This is a genomic window from Njordella calcicola (genome assembly GCF_056494125.1).
Window position 1 is genome coordinate 6,097,371 of sequence record NZ_CM151396.1, and the last position, 23,457, is coordinate 6,120,827.

Genomic DNA, 23,457 nt, shown 5'->3' on the forward strand with positions numbered 1-23,457 from the left:
ATAGCAGCGACTACACGTTGTAGGACCAACCGCGGATGTCGACAAAACGGCCTTCAATAGCCGCCGCCGCTGCCATCGCCGGGGAAACCAAATGCGTGCGCCCGCCCTTGCCCTGTCGACCTTCAAAGTTTCGATTCGACGTCGACGCACATCGTTCGCCGGGTGCTAAACGGTCAGGGTTCATTGCCAGGCACATGCTGCAACCCGCTTCACGCCAATCAAATCCTGCCTCGCGGAAAATCCGATCCAAGCCTTCCTTTTCGGCCTGTGATTTCACTTGCCCGCTGCCTGGGACCACCATTGCATTGACCGAACTGCTGACACGATATCCGCGGACCACGCTGGCGGCCGCACGCAAGTCTTCAATGCGAGCATTCGTGCAAGAACCGATGAAGACGCGATCGATTTTCACATCGGTCAAATGAGTCCCAGCTTTCAAGCCCATGTACTCCAATGCACTGGAGGTCGATTTGCTTTCCGTCGCGTCCGCGAAATCGTCTGGGCTAGGGATTTTTTCTCCCACGGAAATGACTTGGCCAGGGTTGGTGCCCCAGGTCACTTGAGGTTCGATGTCTTCTCCGCGATAGATGTCGACTTTGTCGTACTTAGCCTCGGGGTCGCTGGGCAAGGACTTCCAGCGAGCGACCGCGGCTTCAAAATCCTTGGGCGCAAAAGGTCGTCCGCGAAGGTAGTCATAGGTTTTCTGGTCAGGAGCGATCATCCCAGCTCGAGCACCGGCCTCGATCGACATATTGCAGACCGTCATTCGCTCTTCCATGCTTAGATTGCGCACGACTTCGCCCGTGTACTCCAGTACATAACCAGTACCGCCGGAGGTTGTCAGCTTGCCGATTAAGTACAGGATCAGATCCTTGGCGGTGACACCGGGAGCGAGTTTGCCATCCACCCGCAGTTCGTAGGTTTTGGGGACCGACTGCAGCAGCGTTTGCGTCGCCATCACATGTTCGACCTCGCTGGTCCCGATGCCGAAGGCCAACGCGCCAAACGCGCCGTGGGTCGCTGTATGTGAATCACCGCAAACGATGGTCATGCCTGGTTGGGTGTATCCCAGTTCGGGTCCAATAATATGGACGATGCCTTGTTCGCGGTCATTCAAATCGTACAGCCGTACGCCGAATTCCTTGCAATTTTCGCGTAGCGTGTCAACTTGTTTGCGGGCGATCGGATCGGCAATTGGTAGGCCACGGTTTTCTGTGGGAACGTTGTGGTCGGGGGTCGCAATGGTACGCTCCGGCCGACGAATCTTGCGGCCGGCCAATCGCAGACCTTCAAAAGCTTGAGCGCTGGTGACTTCATGCACCAAATGCAGATCGATGTAGAGAATCGTTTGAGCGTTTGGCTCGTGATGGACGACGTGCGAATCCCAAATTTTCTGGAACATTGTGCGAGGCGTGCTCGCACCCTTGCTGTCTGACATTTTGCAAAAACAATCAATAAATGGAGAGTAGTCACCGTCCACGCGGGTGGTGCGGAGGGGATTGGAATCCGAACGAGGGGGCGCGGGTCGAAATTCGTCCTGACGGCAACCTCATCCTGTTGGCATAATTTAATCAGCCAACGTCGAACTCGTTAGGCCAAATTTCCAGCAAATCCAGCGAACTTTCAGATCACGACTTCGCTTGAAGAGCATTCCAATTTGCCTTGGAAGCGTACTGATCAATCTTCCCGCCGAACGATTGTTCGTAACCCAGCAGTTCTAGGTTAGGGGTGAAGGTGGAAAAAAATGCAGGCAAGTAGTCCGCCGGGATCAGTTTCTGCCAGATCCGTGGCTGACCTTTCTAGAAGTGATTTCCGCTATCTCTTTGTATTTATGGACAGGCAGAATCTGAGCGTTCCAGCACGCAAGGCGGCGGCCAACAATCAAAACGTCAAGATGAACAGTTTAGAAAGTTCGCAGAATTTCTGCGAAGGCGGAAAATTCGTATTGAATCAAAACAATGCAATTGGGTATCAACCAATGGAAATACGGAGATGTTGCCGGAAATAGAAAGCTTTCAAAGGAGTGCAAAGCCAAATGTACAAGGAAGTTCATTGCTGTCGAATTTGTGGAAGCAAGAATCTGATTCCAATTCTTGATCTTGGCCATCAGGCTCTTACCGGAATATTTCCAAAGTCAAAGGAAGAAGAGATCCTGGTGGGACCAGTCGAACTTGTGAAGTGCTCGGAGGACGACGGTGGTTGCGGCCTTGTTCAGATGAAGCATTCCTATCCGCTGGGCGAAATGTATGGTGACAATTACGGTTACCGATCAGGATTGAATCAATCCATGGTTCGTCATCTCCATAGCCGCGTCGCTCAAGCCAAAGCGATTGCGAGTCCGAAACAGGGCGACATCATCCTTGACATTGGCAGCAACGACTCTACGACCTTGCGAGCCTATGGCGATAATGGCTACCGCTTAATCGGTATGGACCCCACCGGCAAGAAGTTTCATAACTACTATCCAGAGTGGGCGGACCTGATCCCAGACTTCTTCAACGCGGCTGCTTTCCAAAAGCACTTCGGTGGAGAAAAAGCAAAGATCATCACATCGATCGCGATGTTCTATGACTTGGAAGATCCCACCGACTTCATGCGACAGATCGAAGCCTGTTTGGCCGACGATGGTATCTGGGTTTTCGAGCAAAGCTATCTGCCTTTGATGATTGAACGCATGGCTTACGATACTGTTTGCCAAGAGCACCTTAGCTACTATGGCGTGACTCAAATTCAATGGATGGCTGAAGCCGCTGGACTTCAAATTCTAGATGTCGAACTGAATGATATCAACGGCGGTAGCTTTTGCGTTACCGCGGCCAAGAAAGATGCACCCTACAAAGCGAATAGCTTTAAAGTGAATCAACTGATCGCTAAAGAGCGTGCTGAAGGCTACTCTGGCTTGGAACTTTACCATCAGTTCCGTAAAGATGTAAAAACCCACCGCGACCAATTGTGCAAGACAGTTGAACAAATCAATCGCCGCGGACAAAAGGTCTATGGTTATGGTGCATCAACCAAAGGGAACGTGCTTCTTCAGTACTGCGGTTTCACCGAACATGAAATTCCAGCGATCGCCGAAGTGAACACTGAGAAATTCGGACGCTTCACTCCCGGCACTCACATTCCAATCGTTTCCGAAGCGGACGCTCGAGCGGAATCACCAGACTATCTGATGGTCTTACCATGGCATTTCCGAGATGGAATTGTCCAACGAGAGTCCGACTATCTTGCGTCCGGCGGTTCGTTGTTGTTCCCACTGCCAACGGTCGAAGCTGTGAGCACGCAAGTCAGTCGCCGCATCGCTGCTTAGCGAACGCTGCTGTCGTTGCCCTTCCGGCCAGACACCTACATTTTATGTCATTGAGTAGAAGCTGAATGTTGAGAAAGTTACGTCAAAAACTTAAGCGTCGTCTCAAGAAGATTGAAGACAAGATTCGACATTCGGCTCAGCGTTTTGTACTAAAGACGCTGGAACGAAACCCGGGTTTTGTTCAATCACTCATTCAGCCTATGTTAACATCGACAGGGCAGACCAGCGCGGGTTCTGCTCCTACAATGGGGAGTCAAGAAATGGATGCGTTGCTACTAGCCTTTTTGCGATCCGGCCAACGAACTACAACCGTACCGCAAGGTCGTGGTTATAGCGATACACCCAAACCAACCGCCGATGACGCTGTTACCGGCCCGCGTTTATCACGATTCACGCACGACGAAATCGTAGCTGTGATCCAAGCAGACAACTTTCAGTCGTCAGAGGCTTTAGCCAGACACGTCGAACTGCAAACCTTGGACGAGCGGAATGGCTCCACCTTGATCATCCGCTGTTGGTCACAGGCTGAAGCCGATCGACTCGCAAGTCAACTAGCAGCCAACCACGCGGTCGAACTGTTCCAGTCCTCTTCCACTGAGGCTCAAGGCACTCGCCAGTGCATGATGGTTGTCCAGAGAAAGGTCGCTTAAGGATGAATATCTACGCCGATATTCGATGCCTTCAAGATGAAAACTATTCATTTCGAGGTGTCGGGTATCACTCCTCGACTTTGCTTCGAAGTTGCAAGAAGTATTTTCCTAATGCAACCTTAGTAGGGCTCAAGGACCCAAGTTTGCCACCCCTTCCAGAATGTTATCTGCCCATCTTCGACCAGTTGGTCGAACTGCAGCACGCCACATTTCCCAAAGCGAATTCGCTGTTTTTGGAAATGTCACCGATGACTCATGACTTGGCTGCCTGCGGGAGATTGCTGGATAAATCAAGCATTCTCACCTGCGCGGTGGTCTATGACTTCATCCCACTAGACCAACCCGAACGCTATCTTGCTCAATCGCAGTCCTTGCGAAGTTACGCTGCCAGCATGCTTTGGCTGAATGCCTTCGATCTATTCTCGCCAATCAGTCAGTACAGCGAGCGTCGATTGCTGGAACTCATGGAAGTGACACCTGAGCAATCGTTTGTCAGCGGTGTGACGCTGCGTGCAGCCTTTGAAGAGATCTATGTCAAAGCTACGCACGAGCGTCATTCCACCACGCGCCAGCGGCCAACCAAGAACGACTACTTCCTTTTCGTTGGCGGTGCCGACCCACGGAAAAATGTTGATGTGTTGCTGAAAGCTCATGCGGGATTGTCCAAACAAATGAAATCAGACGTCGTCGTGGTAGGTAAATATCCAGACGATTTCCAGCGCGCAATTCGCAATCTTTATGATTCCGTGGATGGCGACCAGTCTCGATTGATCTTTCGTCACAACGTACCTGACGCCGAATTGGCCGATTGGTATCACGAAGCGTGTGCCACTGTCTGTAGTTCGCACATCGAAGGCTTTTCACTACCCGTCATTGAAGCGGTCGCTTGTGGTTCACCTGTTCTAGCATCCGACATCGACGCCCATCGCGAGCTGATCGACAACCCACTGGCCCGTTTCCAACCGAACGATGACGGGCGACTGCGCGAGCTAATGTCCAGGGTTGCTGCGGAGCCAGAATTCCGCGCGTCACTCCGCCAACAGCAAACGTCGTTGCCGGGACGATTCTTTGCCGATAAAGTTGCAGAACGATTCTGGACGCCCCTTGTGAATCAGTACGAACATCGGTTTCCAGTATCACGCCAGTCAATCGCTGGGGGATACTTTGTTTCGGACAAGCCATCGACGCTGGCTATTCTGAGCCCGTTTCCGCCCGACCGATCAGGAGTCGCAGACTACACGCGGCGCACCGCCCAAGCACTTGCTCCGCTGGTCGATGTCGACATCTTCACTGACGCGACAGCTCCGCTGCCAACCCAAGGCGTCCGGGAATTTTTCCCGATCAGCCAGTGGGCTTACCTGTCCGGTAAATACGATCGTGTTTTGTCCGTTGTAGGCAACTCCCACTTTCATACCAAGATTATCGATCTGCAACGAGCTTTCGGCGGTCCATGCTTAATTCATGACAATCGCCTCGCAGAACTTTACTGTTGGTGGAAAGGGCCAGAATACTTCCGCCGCATGGCGTGCAAGACGGTCGGACGTGAGGTCTCTCAAGAGGAAGCTATCAGTTGGGTGCATGATCCAGGCAAACTGCCGGGCATCTTTTTTGATGAACTTGTGGAAAGCGCGAATCCTCTGATCGTGCATTCCCACGGGATTCAAAAGCAAGTTCTCAAGCAATATCAAGTTCAAGCGGCGTACTTGCCCTTCTGTTGCTATCGCGGTTTTGACGAAGCAGAGCTGCTGGATGAAACTCGCTCGGCCGCTCGAAAAATGCTGAAGCTGCGCGACGATCGCATTCAAATCATTTCACTTGGAATCGTCGCCTCTTGCAAAGCTCCCGATCGTTGCGTCGAGGCGATAGGTTTATTGCGAGACGCTGGCGTCCAAGCCGACCTGCACTTCGTTGGCTCTTCCGATGAAGGCAATCGAGATTTGTTGCTTAAGCAGGCTCAGCGACTTGGCATTGAGGCGTCCATCCACTTCTGCGGCGATTGGATTAGCGACGAGGATTATCGCGCCTACATCCAAGCTGCGGATTATGCGATTCAACTTCGCACCCATTTCTTTGGAGGCCTGTCCGGTGCGATGCTTGATTGCATTGCTTCAGGTATTCCGACGGTTGCCAATATGGACTTGGCGGAAGCTTTGGATTCCCCCGAATCTGTGCTGCGCATCAGTGACCACATGCAATCCATTGAGGTTTCCACGGCCCTCTTGAATGCTATTGCTCAAAACATGCACTCACAGCGACTACGTCCTTGTCGCACCGACTATCTGCATCGTCACAGTTTCGATAACTATGCCGCCGAGATGCTCAGATTGTTAGAACTGGATACCGCATTCCCACACAGCAACAAAAATCTCTTGCTCGCGTCCTAAGAAAGTACCGTCAAGCATGATCAGCTATTCTCAAAACTGCGAAGATGTGCTTTTAAGGCGTTTCTTTGGAGCCGACCAACCTCAGTTTTACATTGATGTAGGAGCCGCGCATCCCACATTTCATTCAGTAACCAAGCACTTCTACGATAATCATTGGCATGGGATCAACATTGAGCCAAGAGTCTTACTGCACCAAATGCTGCAAGCAGACCGGCCGCGCGACATCAATTTAAACTGCGCTGTGGCGGCCAGCGTTGGCCAGCTAGAATTTTTCGAAGTCCAGGTCCAAGACTCAAAATGTGACGACAACGGCGGGCTATCGACATTGTCGCTAGAACTAGCAGAATCTTACAAGAAACAAGGCTTTTCCGTTCAGAAGCACATCTTACCGACGCGGACTTTGTCGGACATTTGCGAGGAGTTTTGCGTTGCTGAAATCGGTTTTCTGAAGGTAGATGTAGAAGGTTTCGAGCAAAGCGTACTTGAATCTCTAGATTGGAAACGCTGGCGTCCTCGCGTGGTGTTGACCGAAAGCACGATCCCAATGACAAGCACTCAATGTGATCAGTCCATCCCGCGTTTCCTCGAAAACTGTGGCTACATCAGCGCTTTTTTCGACGGACTTAATCGTTACTTTGTCCGAGCCGAAGACAAGGATCGAACCGCGTTGCTGCAGATCCCGGCAAATGTCTTAGATCAGTTCATCACGTATGAGCATTGGGCAAGCCTCCAAAAGCTGGCTGCCGCCGAAGCGGATCTCCAGCAAATCGCTACAGCACTTGGAAGCAGCGACGGAGACAACGACGCGAGCATCGTCCACGGCGTGCAGGAACTCACACGCAGGATGGCAAAAGTCATATCCCAAAACGCGGATTATCAGCAGATCCTTTTGCGCAACACAGCAGAATTGAAAGACACGCAGAAAAAGTTCGCTACAGCCATAGAAGAACTGCAGTACGCACATCACGAGATTTTGTACTGGCATGATAAAGCCGAACGACGAACGGCCAAAGGCCGAGCCAAACAAGTCCAAGAGTACATCATGAAAATGCTTCCTGTCTCTCGAAAAAGCAGCGACAGCACCCCGCCTCACCGCAATGCGGCCTAGCCGGTCCTTGCCAACAAATTAAGTGTCATTGAGCAGAAAATGAGATCTTCCAAGAAGCTTTATATCGAATGCACCCATACGTTGACTGGTGGTTATCGCACCGGTGTCCAACGTGTCGTTCGGCGCATAGCTCAAGAGTCTTTAGTTGCCGGGGCATCTGAACTGGGGCATCCCATTCCAATCGTATTGAATGGCTCTACTTTCGAGGAAGTGTCCGCTGCGCAACTGGCCTCTTTCGAAACTTGGAAACCGTCGCTCGCAACCAATATTCCACTCGACATTTTATCTTACTTACCAAGCTCTTATTGCAAGACGGCACGCGCTGTTTGCAAACTAACCGGCAGTCGAAAACTCAAACGTTGGCTGTTGCCCCAACCGGGGCACTATGGCCTGTTCAAATTGCCCATCAAAGCGTATCGCAAATGGAAAAGGCCCTCAGCGAAGCATGACCTTCAAATGCAACCAGGAGATACGCTCTTGTTACCTGATGCATATTGGGCGTTTCCCGACATCTGGGAGCATGCGAAACGCGCTCGGGAAAATGGCTGCAAGGTGGCGACCGTCGTATACGATTTGATTCCACTTACGCACCAGCATATGTACAGCAAGGAAGGCGTTGCGGCATTTCGTCGATATCTTCTTAATGTCATTGAGCACAGCGACATTTTGTTAACTATCTCGAAAACGGTCGCGGACGAAGTAAAAAATCTTGCCCCCGGACTGCTTGGGCTTGATAACATCCCGCAGCCTGTCATCCCCTTTCGTCTCGGCTCGGAGTTTTCGAAATCGAATGAAGTAGTTTCCCCCGCTTTGAAGGAGCATTTTCACGGTACGTTCCCGCACTTCCTGATGGTAGGGACCATCGAAGTACGCAAGAATCACAAACTTGCGCTGCAGGCGATGGATCGCCTTTGGAATGAGTATCCGGAAGCTCGGCTTACCATCGCAGGTGCAATAGGATGGCGGGGAGAAGAATTTTTGAGCACCGCACAGGCCCACTCTAAATTAGACAAGAATTTGTTCTTACAACACGGTCTCAATGATGCCGAGATCGATTACTGCTATCGAAATGCGACCGCAGTGCTGTTCCCCTCGGTGGCCGAAGGATTTGGGCTCCCCATCGTCGAATCCCTTTACCGAAATTGCCCCGTCATTGCTAGTGATATTCCTATCCACCGCGAAGTGGGCGGCAACCTCTGCGAATACTTTTCACTAGACAATCCAAACCATCTAACCGCCTTGATGTGCAAGACAGCAGATCCATTACAAAGGCCGGACAGCAAACCGGTTTCTCTAGACGCAAATGCCATGATGACTTGGAAAAATGCGACTGAGAATTTGGTCTGCTTGATCGTCCAGAATGACAAAGAGAAGGCTCGGACCAGTCGAGCAACCGCTGCAGTTCTGCGAAATGCGGCTTGATAGACTTTCATGGCCACGGGCTTCTCTCTACATTCGGATTCGCGAACACTGGCATATAGTTTATGATATAACCCGCTTTCGGTATCAAAATTTTGTTCGCCTCAAGCCGCAAGTTTTTACTAAAGCTGAGGGCCATTGAAGCCCGGCTTTCCCCATTAAGGTCACCAAAAAAATGTTTCCAAACTCCCATCGGGATATTGTGATCCATGGATAGTCTTGCCGATGCTATTCGCGAACTAAAGGAACAGCTTTCTTGCAAATCTGTGTTAGACATCGGAGCTGGTGACGGAGTTTTATTGTCGCAACTAAGACAGTGGGGCGTGCAGTGCGCCGGTCTTGAACAAAAGGCCCGATCGGAATCCACCGTAATAACTTCCGTTTTCTCTGGCCCGCTGAGCGAAACGGAAATCGGCAATATTCGTGGGTTGCTGCCGTTTTCAGCTTTTCCAACTCTCGCAGTATGTCTTAATCGACTAGAACAGATTCCCTCTTGCAGACTAGCCGACACACTGTGCAACCTTCGCAGAATCGCCGACCAATGGCTTCTTGTTTCAATCGCAATCCAACCGTCGGTTGCTTTCAATGCTCACCATCAAACGATTTTGCCAAGAGCCACCTGGGGCAAGCTTTTTTCAATAGTCGGATTCTCAGAAATCGATTTTGAGCAGCGGAACCACATCGCAAAGCTGCACGACCCACGTGACGATAGCCATTCGCAGTGGAGTCAAGAGCACTGGAAACAATTGGATATCTACAGGGATTCTTCAGAATCGTCGCAACACTTTTTTCTGCTTCAAAAGAATGGCTCCGAAGGGGCCAACGACGAAAGTACCAGAACTGAGATAAATCGTATCCTAGGAATATCCAGTCACCCTACGCCCACCGCAATGGGCAGCCAAACCTACCTTTCCTTCTTGCTTGGACACTACCAAGAATTCTTGTTGTTTGAACCGTTTTTTACGGTTCTGCCAACCGATCGATATCGAGTCCTTCTTCGAAGCGAGGCCTTCAATGTCATCGAAGACCGTCGCCGCGCTTCCATCATGGCATATTTCGAGGCTCGAAACATCGATGTGGTGCAAGCACATTCAGTTGATTCGATCGACTGGAGTGTGCCTGCATCAAAAACAAATCATGCACTGGTGACCGCAATTGATTCTACCGCTTCGTACAGCCATTTGGTCAACTCCGCTTTTCTAATCTCTGCTCGTAAAAAAATCGTCCCTACGTTTCAGTTGCAACATGGAATTTGGCCGCATGCGGAATTTCCCGAACGCTTGACTATTTTCGCTGACTATCTGCTCAGTTGGTCGGCCGATTTCGAACGCCCCTTCGTTTTACACAAATCAACGGTCGAGCGAGGCTTTTCGGATACACCACAACGTCACCGTGTGATTCATGTTGGCTGCCCTCGGTTTGACGCTTACAACCAACCGTCTGCCACACTTGATGAACTGCTGGGTAACTGGGTAAACCAATATCGTAAAACTGTTTTTGTCGCGACAAACCTACATTGGCCCTTGCATGCCCTGGGCAGTCAGGTTCTACCGCAGTTGGCTGCAACAGCAAAGGAATTATCTGATGTACTCTTTGTCTGCAAACTTCATCCAACCCATGAATACGACCCGGCAGCATTTAAGCATATGCCCAACAATGTGGTAGTAGTCGATGAGTTTGTCAGTCTCTATGCCAATCTCTCGACGCCCAGATTGCTTAAAGCATGCGATGCAACCGTATGCACACTCAGCACCGTTGCGTTAGAAGCTGCGTTAGCCAAGAAGCCTTTCCTTATTCTGGAAACAGGCAACCCGAATTCATACTACGGAGTTGAAAATACTGCTATTGAGAAGCTCTCCTCGCAGTTGCAGAGCCTTCTGTGTGCGGAAGCACCAGACTACTCCAATTTCCTAAGTCATTACTACACTCCCAACCGAACTTTCCAAGCTCTTGAAGACGCTTTATCAGCTATTGATGAATCATTCCAAACTTGGGCAACAACGAAAACCATGGGTGACATAGCCATCGACTCTTTGGCGATCGAGTTCCTACGGGCAGTTGAAGAGAAACATGTTATGACTGTTGAAAGAAACGCGCTCGCCAGCGAGCTTGAACTCCTCCGCACGCAGCGTGATTTGGTTGCGAAGTCAAACAGCGCGATTATGGAAGTGGCTCTACCCACGACGTTGGAAACACACCAAGAGACACCCGCAGTGAATCCTGCACCTTCGCCTACTCATACACCAGACTTTCAAACGCCACCTTCGCAACCCGTATCACCATCGGTGCAACTACCGACTATGCAAAAGATTGGCAGGGAATTCCGTCGAGTCATGCGTCAAATTTCCAACAATATAGCCTCGAGCAAGACACATAAATTGCAACAAAAAGCCAATCCAGTAACAACGGTGTCCAGCGTGACCACTATGCCAATCGCTGAAAGCGTACCAACAGATTCGTCAACTTTAACAGCAGTAACTACCTCAATGAGCCAGCCCCCAAATCACTCTAGTGAACCTTTAGCAATTGGAAAAATCCGTAGTCGCAACCAATTCCCTGAACTTCTCGATCAACTCGGCCTGACAAATTTCGCCGTCGAACTAGGCGTCGCGGCCGCGAGCTACTCAGACTACATACTTACCCACAGCAAAACGCGTTTGCTATTCTCTGTGGATCGTTGGTCGGATCATCATAACGACCAGGAATGTGAGTTTGCAAGGCAAGTACTCAGCAAGCACGGTATTCGGACTGCCATCTTACGTATGACTTTTGATGAAGCAGTTAAGATCTTTGCTGATGAAACATTCGACTTTATTTACATAGATGGCTACGCACATAATGGTCAGGATGGCGTTTGTACCTTGGAAGCTTGGTGGCCCAAACTTAGACCAGGCGGTATCTTTGCAGGACACGACTATGACCCCGCCTGGCCCAAAACAATTGAAGTTGTCGACCATTTCCTCGCCAGCCACAGTCTTCCGCTTTTCACTACTCAGGAAGACCCCAGCATAATCGAACACGATTATGCCTCTTGGTATACCGTGAAGCCAACAGTTTGATTCAATTTAAATCCACGTCGACTTTGGCCCGCAATAAGACTTTGGGGCCTGCATGCCCGTTACCAACTTCCGTTGCAACTCACGAACTTTGGATCGCGTTTGCATTTTAGAATCACATTTTCGGGCACAATCACGCGAGACTGGACGCCAAACGTTGTATCTGGGATATCGACTTGCAGCGTGATCACCTTAGGGCTGCGAGCAATAAGCGAGTCCGTCGCAATCTGCTCTTGAGCCAAGACCGTTCCCGTTGTACCCGCTATCACATCCAACGTAATGACGCTACTGAAGGTGCCAGCGGAAATCAACTCTAGCTCAAACTCAATGGCATATCGTCCCTGCCGTAACGGTAGGTATGGACCATACATCAACACGCCGCCTTTACCATGAGACTGGTATGCAGTCTTACCATCCACCTCGCGGCCGACCACGGTCAAAGTTCTTGTGCAGCGCTGCGGCCAAGCCAAGTTCCAAATTTCGGTCATGCGTCGCTGCAGCTTATCGCCCTCAGGCGAACGATTCGCCTTACGCGCTTCCAACCACCAAATGAACGAATTCGCTGGATTCGATTCGGCATTCTTTAGTCGCGATTGAATCGAGCCTGATCCGAATCGCAACATGCCGTCGAATCTGTAAAGCTTGTCAGCCGTGGGTGACTCGCACAACCACAAACCTTTGACATCAGTAACATTGAACCCCGCCAATGTAGCAAGTTCGACGGCTTCGTCCGGAGTCAATTCAACTGTGTGTTCTGGATGGCTCCACCCATACTTGCTTGTAATCAGCCGGTTCGGACTATCGACAACCAACAGCCCATCCTTTCGCAGTATGCGGTGGCTCTCTAAGAAGAATCCAACCACATCTTCAGGCCACAGATGCTCTAGATTTTCGCCCGAGAAAACTCCGTCGGCGGAATCCGATGCAATCTCTGGCATGCTTCCCGCCGTGTTAGCAATCCACTGTACATTGCTCGGTAGATCATTTGGCTTGGGCGAATAGTACTCGACGCCAATGTGCTTGCTGACGCGGCCGTATGTTTCCTCAATCCAGTCAAAGTACCACTTACCAGCACATCCCACACTCACCAAGGTTTCAATCCCTTTGGGAACCTTGCGAAAGGCCTCTCCTCGCGCGTGATGGAGCAGATGGTTTATCGTTTCAAACTGCTTGGTATCCTTGATAACATAGTCCCGTGTTCTCCGTACTAACTTCTCAATCTGCTTGAGTGCCATCGCTTAAATCCATTCCAAGAAACACAAAAGACGAATACCCCAAAGCTCTTGTTTTAGCTTACTTCACTATCCCATGGCTAGACCAGCCTTGATCTACTTAACAAGCTGGCAACAGTTTCGCTTCCATAGAAACAAGTGCTAGCTTTTTGCCACAGTGGCCAAGATGCGAGTAGCCACTAAAGGCTCCAAAATCGCCTCATCACTTCACTATCTTCAATGATTGGACGACGACTCCCAAATCTCGATCGTCCGTAGATAGCCCTATCTTGGAAGGATTCAAAATGGGGCTCACTTCCAATTCCAAATCAACTACATCACTTGCATGGTCCGCTAATGTCAAATCAAATTCCAGCGGTTGAAAGCCTTCGCCGCGGATAAACGTGCGTGAGCTCACGACTTGCTGGTTCACCCTGACTTGAACTTCTTGTGGAACCTCCGTAAACCCGATGCCCGTTAAAGTACTCAAAACTAAAACAGCTCGATAATTTGTGCCACGCAAACTCTGAGTCGGCACATGAATACTTGACGAGGCTTGATTGCTCCAGCGGCCTGCTTTCTCCTCGACATGCCACCCTTCATCTAGCCAGTCACTGGCCACGTTTGCCGAAAGTTCTGCATCTGAACCAAACCGAATAAGTTGGCCAATCGGGCAGTTCTTGCCACACTCGATGCTTAGACTCTGCATCAATGATTGCGAACTGAGAAAGAAGGATGTCGGCTCCGCATTGATCCCGGTAAGGTATCGAACGTTAGGCTTATCAACAGATTCAGCCAACTCGGAAACACGAACCGACGCATTTCGTCCGGAACGCTCACGATAGTTTACTATTAGATGATGGAATTCAGAGGGCGAGATTTCAGGTAGCGACAAATAGAACTCATTCGCAAATCCGTCGCTAGTCGGAGCCAACATTGCTGCCATCACGACCGGAAAATTTCCATGGGGCAGAACATCAAAATCAACAACAGCGGCCCCTCCGGACAGTTCATCTTGGCCCAGTGCAACACCCGTAAACTGAACTTCGCGTTTGTGCCTTACTTTCATGTAGCTCTGCCAATACTTACTGTTTACAGCCGTGAACCAACTTCCGCTGGCTAATCGTGCCGCGTGTATGGTTGTAATGGGACCATTGTACTTTTGCAGCAGATCTTCCAGTCGATCTACTGCGTCCCAGCGGACGGTCTCCAGGCGAATATCTTGCACAACAGAATCATTTACACGGTACGTTAGCGCACTTGCAGCCGCCATCAGCATCAATCCAACTGCGATCAAGGCCCCTCCGAATCGCCCCCACTGCCGAATCAACAGCAGCAATGTCGCCAACAGAGCAGCCCAACCAAAGTGGCAGTAAGGCGTAAACGCATAAGAGCCCACGCCCAAACTGTAGTAGTTTTCCTGGTACTTACCAACCAATGCGACCGGCAACACTGGCACAAAAGCGATGCCCAGCGCTAACACCAACATGCCCGTGATCGACATCCGCGTCATTGCCTGACCACCCCAGGCCGGCCGCAGCAAGAGGTAGCAGGCATAGCTGGAAATGGCTCCGATCGCTATCGCCACTCCCATGGCTTGATCCCAAATCCAATGCGACGCTAAATCGTAGTCAATCGAAACTCCGTCTCCCGCTACCACATCCGAGTACCGTACTTGATAAGGAAAGAACGCTTGAAAAAGACTGGTCCCGCTGGCAGATAATGAGAGTAACACAGGTGCAAATTGCAAAGGATTCAAGCTGCCAATCTTGTTGCCTTCATATTGCGAAGGATACGCCAGTCGCCATAGAAAGTAGATCGCGAAATAGCTAAAAACCGTCACCACAACGGAGCAGAAATGATAATTCCAAACGCTGTCGTACAAGCGGCGACGCCAAGATTGTGAGGTCGATTCAAGCTGCGTCGTCCTTCCAAATGTAAACTCATCAGCGAGGGCAGCGAGCATCGCCAAGCATGCAAACAACACCGACGTCCCCTCGTGAATATTCAGCGACACAAAAAGCAGAAGCGCGGACAGACACAGCCAGATCCGCTTACGAGATTGAGCGTACCATCGGCCAATCGCGATCGACAACACGAGCAAGCACCCTAGCGCCCAAGCAAACAGCGGATAGGTCGTCAGCACGCTGCCTTCCCAACGGATTGCATAGAAACTCAGATTTAGGACTGCCGTCAAAAGCGCAAATCGCCATCCAAAGTACATCGACAGCAAGGCGTGGCACCCCAGGAAGAACGCGGCGAAGGCCGCTAGATGGACACCGTTGCCTACTGACGTACCTTGCATCAGATTGCCCAAATAGATGAGCGTTCCGGAGATGAAGGCAAAGAATCTGCCTTGTGACTTTGCCCAACTTGAAATAACACTCCACTGATCCTGTTCAGCAGCCATCATCCAAGTAGCATCGTCCGTATGTGTCGGAGCAATCCCCCAAATGCGATAGCAAAAGAGAAACAACAGAACACAGATGATAAAAAAGGGTGTCTTGTCGATCCCCCAAGCGAACTTATGCTGCTCGCCGTGATTTGTTTTGACCGTTGTTGTCACCAAAGTTTATCCTCTCCCGCTCAATCACCAGCGGTCGCCGCCGAACTTGATTGAAGATTGCCAGCACATACTCGCCAATAACGCCCAAAAAGAATAGCTGCACGCCAGAGAAGAAGAATAAAGCAATTGCCAAAGTGGGTATGCCATGCGGTGCCTGCGTTAGACCAGTAGCAACCAACCCAAATATCGAAACTGCATACAAGATACTGATCGCCGAAATCAGAAAACCGACAACCAAAGCCAGACGAATGGGGGCAGTGCTGAAACTAATGATCCCAGTGAGTCCTTGCTCGAACATTCGAGCCAGCGAATTGCGCGAGAATCCATGCTTTCGAGCACGCCACCGATAAGGCACGCCAATCGACTTGAAGCCGCATTCAAAAGTCATCAGTCGCATGAAAGGCTGAGCGTCATCAATGCTCAGCATAGCGTCCATCACGCATCGATCTACCAACTGAAAGTCACCGACGTTGGGTGGATAGTTCAGATACGTAATCCGGCTTAAGAGTTGGTAGTACGACTTGCGAGCCGTCGCCATGAGAAAGCTCTCTTCTCGCTGAGCACGAATACCATAAACAATTTCATGCCCGCCCTCCCATAACTTTACAAACTCCGGTATTAGCTCAGGAGGATCTTGCATATCCACGGGCATAAAGAGCAATACTGCATCGCCGCTCGCATTGCGAACGCCATTGTAGGTGTTATTTAAAATGCCAAAATTTCTGGAATTGACGATGACTTTTACGCGAGCATCCTTAGCGGCGATCCCTTTCAGGATACTGACCGTTGAATCTGTCGAGCAGTTGTCGCAGAAGATGTATTCAAGGTCGTATGCAGCTAGTTCGTTGTTGAAGAGATCGCAAATCCGCTCATAGCATTCAGCAATTCCAGCTTCCTCGTTGTAACAAGGCGATACAATGCTGATGGTTTTCTTTGTCATGTTTGCTTCCAGCAGTAAAAAATTGGGATTTGATTAAGCTGCAGCGACCTGTCGCTGCGATATGGTCACATCGGCCGCCTGCCAAAGCTCTAGGGTACGCCGGTAGACTAGCGGTAGCTGCATATCATCACTGAAGATGGACAGGCAGTGCTTCTTCAACGCAGTAACTCTTACATCGCGTTCTGGGCCGGTGCTGCTTTCGGCCGAATCGAAGGGACTTGTGGCCTCTATGAGGCACCTCGTTGAATCACAACTTGCGACCGAGATCCCAAACTGGTTTGATGAAGCATGTGAATCAACACACACACTAAAGCTTGGCAGATCCGGTCCACAGAAATGAGCGATCCATCTTGAATATGCGCCCTCGAAGGTGCGATCTTGTTCCGACTTTATGACTTTGTCATAACCCAACTCTGCTAAGAGAGCGAGCAAATGAATGCCATAAAATCGAAGCGGTCCACCACCGTCTTGCTCACGACGCTTCCATGTATCGATGTTATTTTGGAAGTGGTGCGCATGAAAACTCCAATCCAACTCAATCTCGAAATCGCAGCCCTGACGTACCAGTTGCGTTAGCTGCGTCGCCCAAGGTAAGTATCGAAAAAGATATCCGATCCGATAGACCTTTCGCGAGCTATCTAGGCGCGCTAGCGCCAGACTGGCCTGTGAAGGATTCGGAGCTAGCGGCTTCTCTAAAAACAAGCCCTTGATGTTGTCATACTCAAGACAAGCGGTTAACCAACGCACCTGTTCTGTTGGACATAACGCAAGAATTGCAAAATCTGCGGCTTTTAAAGCTTCGTTCTCATCGCTCAACCACTCAATTCTCGAAGCGTATGGGTTCAGTTCGCTTCGCGATTCAAAGCGATCTCGATAACGGTTTGGCAACATGACGCGGCAGTCGCAGCTATCGATGGCGGCAGGCAGATAGCCATATAAACCAAATCCTGATCCAAGAATCGCAACTCGGTTCATTAAGCAGCCTTGAAATCGTGCGGGGACAAAATGTCGATGACTTCGCCTTGATAGCCGTTCGACGAAAGGTATCCGCGAATTTCTGCCGAGATATGCCAAGCCAAATTCAACATCACCTTTGGCTTTTCATCCATGGCATTGAAGGTGTCGTCGGATTGGATTGGAATTCGCGTCCCAGGAAGATAATGCCCAATCTTCATTGAGCCTGGCTTTTCATAAACGCTTTCAACCAGATCGCTATCCAGCTCCAGCAGTTTGATCAAGATTGCGGCGCGGCCCGGGAATGCTTTGGCGTGCAGTTTGCCATGTTCTCGAACACAGGCCTCGATCTCAGCTCGCTTGTTCTGTTGCCAGACTTCGATTCCCGCTTGCATCTGACGAATTTGCGTCCCAAAGCTTTTCTCTTTTTCTAGCACGCTAGCCACTAACTCTCGATCCAGCGAAGAACCAGATTTTGCGATCTCCACGCGAATGTTTCCACCGTATCGAGATGGAAACACGACATCCGTCAACTGTCGATCCAAGGACTTGGCGATTTCGAAAAACGATGTGCAGCTATAGGTTCGCGGATGCTCATGATAAAAAGTATCAAACTGATTACCCGCCAGCACGCCACCCATGTAATGGTTTTCGATAATCAATACGGTCTGGTCACTCATCAGAATCTTCAGCGACTCAATCACTGAGTCCAGTTTCTCAATGTGTGCAAACACATTGGTGAAGACAATGAAGTCAGGCTGCCCATGTTGATCGACAATTTGTTGTGCTAGTTCAGGCTCCAGATACGCGTTGTAGGCCACGTGCCCATTGCTAACCGCATCATGATAAGCGCCAGTAGGTTCGACCCCAAAGGTATCGGCCCCTTGCTCACGAAAGAAGCCCAGCAAGCTCCCATCGTTGCAACCAACATCTAGTACCTTCTTCTTCTCTAGGCTTCCATGACGCGCCACGCACTGTTGCACTAGCCCTTTCATGCCGTTGAGCACATCAACTGTGAAGCGAGACCGGTAGTGATAACTGGCCGGAAAAAGCTGCTGCTTTGGGACCTGAAACCGCTGATGGGCCGTCACACAGCGATCGCAGAAAAGAATCTCAATTGGGTATTCTTCGCATTGCCGCTGATCCTGCACGGGAATTAAGTCATCGCACATCGGATGAGGGCCGAGATTCAGGACAGACTCCAAATGAGTACTGCCGCAAACCTCGCAGTGATTGATTTCAACAACGGAATCAGACATGATATGCCTTTCTTAAGCAGCGTTCTTGTGGCGGAAGTCTTGGTTAACGGAGGTGGTCGACTCGCTTTGCGATGCAAAGTAACTTTCATACCACGCGATGGTTTGTTGCAGAGCGGAATCCAAGTCGAATTTTGGTGACCACTTCAGCATGTTGCGAGCTTTCTCGGCCGATAGGTACTGATGTTTGATCTCGTGACTTGCTTCACCGCGTACATCAGCCTTCAAATCCGAGTTCATGGAGCTCAAGATCTTTTCAATCATCTCTAAAACAGTTACTTGTATCTCTGTTGAAAAATTGAATGCGTGCCCAAGGACCTCCGGTTGCTTTGCCATACATTCAGCTAAATGCAAATAGGCTGCAGCGCCGTCTTCAACATAAAAGTAATCGCGAATGTACGTCCCGTCAGATCGCACAACAGGACGCTGGCCTCGGAGAATCGAACGAATTGTGCCAGGTATCAGCCGATTAAAGTTCAGATCGCCTCCACCATAGAAATTCCCACACCGAGTCACACAAACCGGTACTCGATAAGTGTTGTGATACGTCAGCGAGATGATATCTGTGCAGGACTTGCTGGCATCATATGGATGTCGTCCTTGCAGCGGTGCGTCTTCCAGATACGGCAGAACTTCCTGATCTCCATAAGCTTTGTCAGAGGACGCGACGATCACATGTGGGTCATATCCGCATCTTCTCGCCGCCTCCAACACACACCAAGTGCCCTTGATGTTGGTTTCAAAAGTCGACAAGGGGCTTCGGTTCGCAATTCCGACTATCGTTTGCGCCGCCAAGTGAAATACGTTTTGAACTTCGTATTCAGCCATCACTCGTTCAAGAAAGGCCGCATCTTCCACGCAGCCTCGCACAACATCCATCTGCTGGATATAGCCCGAGCGGTTTAGCTCCGTTCCAGTTACTTGGTCGCGAACCAGTCCAATAACATGAGCGCCGTGGTCGACCAAAGCTCGAACCGTCCATGAACCAAGCAAACCAGTACAACCTGTTACTAAGACACGACGATCTTGCCAAAAATTCTCATGGTAGCTCATGCCGTTTTTCCTTCCTTGGAAACTAGTTTGATCAAGCAGCGATTCGCAACTGCGGGTGCCGCCAACGCATCCAGGGAGCAGTTCCCGATGCCCATAAATCGTTCAAGTGTTTGTGGTCGCGACTATTATCCATCGGATGCCAAAACCCATCATGTCGATATGCCTGCAATTGCCCGTCGCGAGCCAAACCCATCAACGGTTGCTGCTCGAAAACCAACGATGGGTCATCTCGCAATCTTCGAAAGATCGCTCGATTCAATACAAAGAAACCACCGCTGATGCGCCCTGGGGCTTGTCGAGGTTTCTCCATGAAGTCAACAACCGCGTTGCCTTCGATCGCTATTTCTCCAAAGCGTCCGGGAGGTTGGACTGCTGTAACGGTTCCGATTTTCCCATGCGATTGATGGAAGTCAACCAAGGCACCAATATCCACATCGGAGACCCCATCGCCATACGTCAGGTGAAAGCTGTCTTCGGTGATATAACGCTCAACGCGTTTGACTCGACAACCGGTCATGGCATCCAAACCAGTCTCCACCATGGTTACTCGCCAATCTTCTTCACCTAAGGAACCATGCAGTTCGTACTGCTGCGGTGATCCTAAATCCACGGTGACATTTGAGTGCGCGACAAAGTAATCCAAAAAGTATCGCTTGATTGACCAACTCTTGTATCCCAAGCAAAGCACAAAGTCTTTATACCCGTACGCTGCGTAACTTTTCATGATGTGCCAGAGGATAGGCCGATCACCTACCGGCACCATAGGCTTTGGAATGTCATCGGCCACATCACGTAACCGAGTTCCAAAACCTCCGCATAATATGACTACCTGCATTGCAGTCTCCTTGATGATGCTCACCTACGACGCCGCTTCCTGCTTGCCGCCGCCGCTGTTCTCCGAATTGCATCGAATGTTGTGTGACCCCATGTCACGTGGAGCCATTGGGACACTTATCTACTCTGCCTCGGTTCAAGCTGGTGGCAATTTAGCGTAGCTTGAGAAAATAAGTCAAGATTGATATTCGGCAATCGTTCGCTTTGGTTACACAGCCGATTTGGGAAAAGTAACCAGCGTTTAGACCCGCTGGTTTTGCGATAGCACTCGAGCATCGCTTGCGGTAAGTTCCGGAACTCTACTCATGACAAACAGCGTTCTGTAGTATAATTGAAGTCCTTTTCGTTGCATAACATCCCTACCTGTGCACACTTGACTAACGATCCGGCTATCATCGCAACGACGTCGGTCTAGTTCCAGCCTTAATCCAGCCTCCCAATGATGAACGATCCTGCCCACCATGCCCCCCCCGCATCGGCGATTCCGCCCACAAATCCTCCGGTAAAATCACCCCGTTCCCTTTCGGAGGACTGGACGGCTTCGTTGCTTGGATTGTTGGTTCTGGCCGTGGGACTTATCATCGCACTAGTCACGCAACCACAATCGCTAAGCTGGAGCACCAAAGAAGATCCAGCCCAAAAAGTCACTTGGAATTCCCCTCTAAAGGACTATATCCAAGGCGATCTGAAATCCTGGAATGACGACCCGCTAGATGCCTTTCGGAACGTCAAAGACAAATCGAAACCCGAAGACTTCCAATGGCTTTGGCCCGCTTTGCTCGGGACACTCGCAACCACCGGGCTAATCGGACTGACGGCGAAACGTTTGCGTGGACATAACACCAGTCGCTTCCTCCCGGCGTTCCTGGCCGTATTTGCCCTCGCCGTCCTGGCAACTGTGCTATCCGGTCAACAAGTCATCAAGAATTACAGCTTGGAGTATGCGCTCTGGGCACTACTCATTGGATTAGTCATTGCCAATACGGTTGGTACACCGGATTGGCTGCGGCCAGCAGTCATGGGCGAACTGTACATCAAAATCGGTCTGGTACTGCTGGGAGCTGAAGTTCTATTCGGTCGCCTACTTGCCCTGGGACTGCCGGGCATCATGGTCTCTTGGATCGTGACTCCCGTCGTTTTGGTAACGACGTATCTCTTCGGTCAGCATGTGCTCAAAATCAAAAGCAAATCGCTGAACATGGTCATCTCGGCCGACATGAGTGTGTGCGGAGTTTCCGCTGCCATCGCAACAGCGGCCGCATGTAAAGCAAAGAAAGAAGAACTATCGCTGGCTATCGGTTTGTCGCTCAGTTTTACGGTGATCATGATGGTCGTGCTGCCCCGCATCATCCTGTGGAGCGGAATGGATCCGGTCGTCGGCGGCGCGTGGATCGGTGGCACGATCGACGCCACAGGAGCTGTCGCCGCCGCAGGTGCCGCACTTGGTGAAGTTGGCAGTGAAACCGCAGTCACCATCAAAATGATTCAAAACATCTTGATCGGCGTGATCGCATTTTCTGTCGCTCTTTATTGGACTCGATTCGTTGAAAGCAACCATCCCGACGCACAATCGGATTCTGCATCAAGGATCGGGATTGGAGAGATCTGGAAGCGATTCCCCAAATTCGTGTTGGGATTCATCGCCGCATCGATCATATGCTCGATTTTGTTCGCCTCCAGCTACTATGGCGAACTTTGGGTCAACACGGCGGTAGCCAGCTTAACAAAACCCATTCGTGGCTGGCTGTTCTGTTTGGCGTTCGTTTGCCTGGGCCTCGACACCAACATTCGCGAGCTGGCTCCGTACTTGCGATCAGGTAAACCAGCCCTGCTGTATGTATGTGGGCAAACGCTGAACCTCATCCTGACTCTCGCGATGGCTTACCTTATGTTCGGGATTTTGTTTAAGAGTTAGGCCGCTGGTTCTTATGCCCACTTCAAAACTAAAATCGCATTTACAACTCGCTAGCCTGACTGCTCTCACGTGTGTCATATGGGGCGTCTTATTGCCTTGGCTGGCAACACAACCTGCAATCTCCAAGCACATTGAGCAGATGCAGGAACGCGACATTAACGTCGGAGCGATGTACTATTCAGAACTGAACTGGCAGCCCCCTGATGGAGCCGCGTTTCGGTGAGTCGAAAAGGTGTTAGAAGTGAATTCTGTGCGCGCTTTTAAACCGTCGTGAACTACGAAGGCTTTCTTGAGCCCCCCATCAGCTTAGCTCACCACTGGCCCCGTGCAGAAGAAGCGCGACTGGTTGGCCACCATGGCTGTGCTTGTTGTTCCGCCACTGGATTAACCGTTGTGTGGCAGCGCTGCTGGCCCCAATCGCTTGCGACCATGACCGGCCAACAACTAAAGACGCACATCGGCCAAATACTTTTCAGGCCACTGCAAGGCTTGCACACCAATCGGTACCACGCAATCCTTCCGCCCCTTGCCCAAGCGGATCATCAACAACCGACGACTGCGATCAATGTCATAAACCCCAAGCGACAATAGCTCCCGGCGGCGAATCGCGCTGGAGTAAAAGATCTCTAGCAAAGCTCGGTCGCGGATGCCAAGCTCTGTAGCCAGTGCGACAAGGGCAACCCCAGAGCTGCGAAGCAGCGGCATTGCCAAATCGAAGCTGGGCCTTGTGCCCAGCCTTCGCATTGGGATCGGTGCGCTAAAGTGATTGGTGTAGCGAAAAGCCGGACGAGCCAGCGGAAT

Annotated in this window: 18 protein-coding genes; 9 read left to right on the top strand and 9 right to left on the bottom strand. The window is 50.6% G+C overall.

Annotated features, from left to right (window positions below; genetic code table 11):
• Nucleotides 1-10 precede the first annotated feature (10 nt).
• Nucleotides 11-1,438, bottom strand: a complete 1,428-nt coding sequence (gene leuC / locus SH302x_RS23520) for a 3-isopropylmalate dehydratase large subunit (RefSeq protein ID WP_479365298.1) — start codon at nucleotides 1,436-1,438, stop codon at nucleotides 11-13.
• A 597-nt stretch (nucleotides 1,439-2,035) separates the two neighbouring features.
• On the opposite strand from leuC, the gene SH302x_RS23525 reads away from it, so the two are divergent.
• From SH302x_RS23525 to SH302x_RS23550, 6 genes are all read left to right on the top strand, one after another.
• Nucleotides 2,036-3,310, top strand: a complete 1,275-nt coding sequence (locus tag SH302x_RS23525) for a class I SAM-dependent methyltransferase (RefSeq protein ID WP_479365300.1) — start codon at nucleotides 2,036-2,038, stop codon at nucleotides 3,308-3,310.
• A 65-nt stretch (nucleotides 3,311-3,375) separates the two neighbouring features.
• A complete protein-coding gene (locus tag SH302x_RS23530) occupies nucleotides 3,376-3,960 on the top strand; it encodes a hypothetical protein (protein ID WP_479365302.1) in 585 nt (194 codons plus the stop codon).
• Nucleotides 3,961-3,962: 2 nt separating this feature from the next.
• Nucleotides 3,963-6,344 (top strand): glycosyltransferase, encoded by a 2,382-nt coding sequence (locus tag SH302x_RS23535; RefSeq protein ID WP_479365303.1) that lies wholly within the window; start codon nucleotides 3,963-3,965, stop codon nucleotides 6,342-6,344.
• Nucleotides 6,345-6,360: 16 nt separating this feature from the next.
• A complete protein-coding gene (locus tag SH302x_RS23540) occupies nucleotides 6,361-7,452 on the top strand; it encodes an FkbM family methyltransferase (RefSeq protein ID WP_479365304.1) in 1,092 nt (363 codons plus the stop codon).
• 39 nt (nucleotides 7,453-7,491) lie between these two features.
• Nucleotides 7,492-8,874: a glycosyltransferase family 4 protein gene (locus SH302x_RS23545; protein ID WP_479365305.1), complete on the top strand. Its 1,383-nt coding sequence runs from the start codon at nucleotides 7,492-7,494 to the stop codon at nucleotides 8,872-8,874.
• A gap of 1,178 nt (nucleotides 8,875-10,052) precedes the next feature.
• Complete coding sequence (locus SH302x_RS23550; protein ID WP_479365306.1) at nucleotides 10,053-11,930, top strand: class I SAM-dependent methyltransferase; 1,878 nt, start codon at nucleotides 10,053-10,055, stop codon at nucleotides 11,928-11,930.
• A 59-nt stretch (nucleotides 11,931-11,989) separates the two neighbouring features.
• Here SH302x_RS23550 and SH302x_RS23555 read toward each other — a convergent pair whose 3' ends face one another.
• The 7 genes from SH302x_RS23555 to rfbF all read right to left on the bottom strand — a co-directional run bounded on the left by SH302x_RS23555 (nucleotide 11,990) and on the right by rfbF (nucleotide 20,742).
• On the bottom strand, nucleotides 11,990-13,162 hold the full coding sequence (locus tag SH302x_RS23555; protein WP_479365308.1) for a methyltransferase domain-containing protein: 1,173 nt from the start codon (nucleotides 13,160-13,162) through the stop codon (nucleotides 11,990-11,992).
• 199 nt (nucleotides 13,163-13,361) lie between these two features.
• The gene (locus SH302x_RS23560) at nucleotides 13,362-15,704 is read right to left on the bottom strand and encodes a hypothetical protein (RefSeq protein ID WP_479365310.1); all 2,343 of its coding nucleotides are present in this window, start codon (nucleotides 15,702-15,704) and stop codon (nucleotides 13,362-13,364) included.
• Nucleotides 15,664-16,644 carry a glycosyltransferase family 2 protein gene (locus SH302x_RS23565; RefSeq protein WP_479365311.1) on the bottom strand — a complete coding sequence of 327 codons (981 nt, stop codon included), beginning with the start codon at nucleotides 16,642-16,644 and terminating at the stop codon, nucleotides 15,664-15,666. The genes SH302x_RS23560 and SH302x_RS23565 overlap by 41 nt, the downstream gene beginning before the upstream one ends.
• A gap of 33 nt (nucleotides 16,645-16,677) precedes the next feature.
• Entirely contained in the window at nucleotides 16,678-17,619 is a 942-nt protein-coding gene (locus SH302x_RS23570) for a Gfo/Idh/MocA family oxidoreductase (RefSeq protein WP_479365312.1), read from the bottom strand.
• A complete protein-coding gene (locus SH302x_RS23575) occupies nucleotides 17,619-18,857 on the bottom strand; it encodes a class I SAM-dependent methyltransferase (RefSeq protein WP_479365313.1) in 1,239 nt (412 codons plus the stop codon). The genes SH302x_RS23570 and SH302x_RS23575 overlap by 1 nt, the downstream gene beginning before the upstream one ends.
• Nucleotides 18,858-18,869: 12 nt before the next feature.
• Entirely contained in the window at nucleotides 18,870-19,907 is a 1,038-nt protein-coding gene (locus SH302x_RS23580; protein WP_479365315.1) for a GDP-mannose 4,6-dehydratase, read from the bottom strand.
• Nucleotides 19,908-19,938: 31 nt separating this feature from the next.
• Nucleotides 19,939-20,742, bottom strand: a complete 804-nt coding sequence (gene rfbF / locus SH302x_RS23585) for a glucose-1-phosphate cytidylyltransferase (RefSeq protein WP_479365316.1) — start codon at nucleotides 20,740-20,742, stop codon at nucleotides 19,939-19,941.
• Nucleotides 20,743-20,755: 13 nt separating this feature from the next.
• Here rfbF and SH302x_RS23590 point away from each other — a divergent pair, with 13 nt between their 5' ends.
• The 3 genes from SH302x_RS23590 (at nucleotide 20,756) to SH302x_RS23600 (ending at nucleotide 22,879) form a co-directional block, all read left to right on the top strand.
• Entirely contained in the window at nucleotides 20,756-20,902 is a 147-nt protein-coding gene (locus SH302x_RS23590; protein ID WP_479365318.1) for a hypothetical protein, read from the top strand.
• A gap of 278 nt (nucleotides 20,903-21,180) precedes the next feature.
• Nucleotides 21,181-22,656 carry a YeiH family protein gene (locus SH302x_RS23595; RefSeq protein WP_479365319.1) on the top strand — a complete coding sequence of 492 codons (1,476 nt, stop codon included), beginning with the start codon at nucleotides 21,181-21,183 and terminating at the stop codon, nucleotides 22,654-22,656.
• Nucleotides 22,657-22,669: 13 nt separating this feature from the next.
• Nucleotides 22,670-22,879: a hypothetical protein gene (locus SH302x_RS23600; RefSeq protein WP_479365320.1), complete on the top strand. Its 210-nt coding sequence runs from the start codon at nucleotides 22,670-22,672 to the stop codon at nucleotides 22,877-22,879.
• A gap of 221 nt (nucleotides 22,880-23,100) precedes the next feature.
• On the opposite strand, the gene SH302x_RS23605 is transcribed toward SH302x_RS23600, so the two are convergent.
• Nucleotides 23,101-23,361: a tyrosine-type recombinase/integrase gene (locus SH302x_RS23605; protein ID WP_479365321.1), complete on the bottom strand. Its 261-nt coding sequence runs from the start codon at nucleotides 23,359-23,361 to the stop codon at nucleotides 23,101-23,103.
• Nucleotides 23,362-23,457 lie beyond the last annotated feature (96 nt).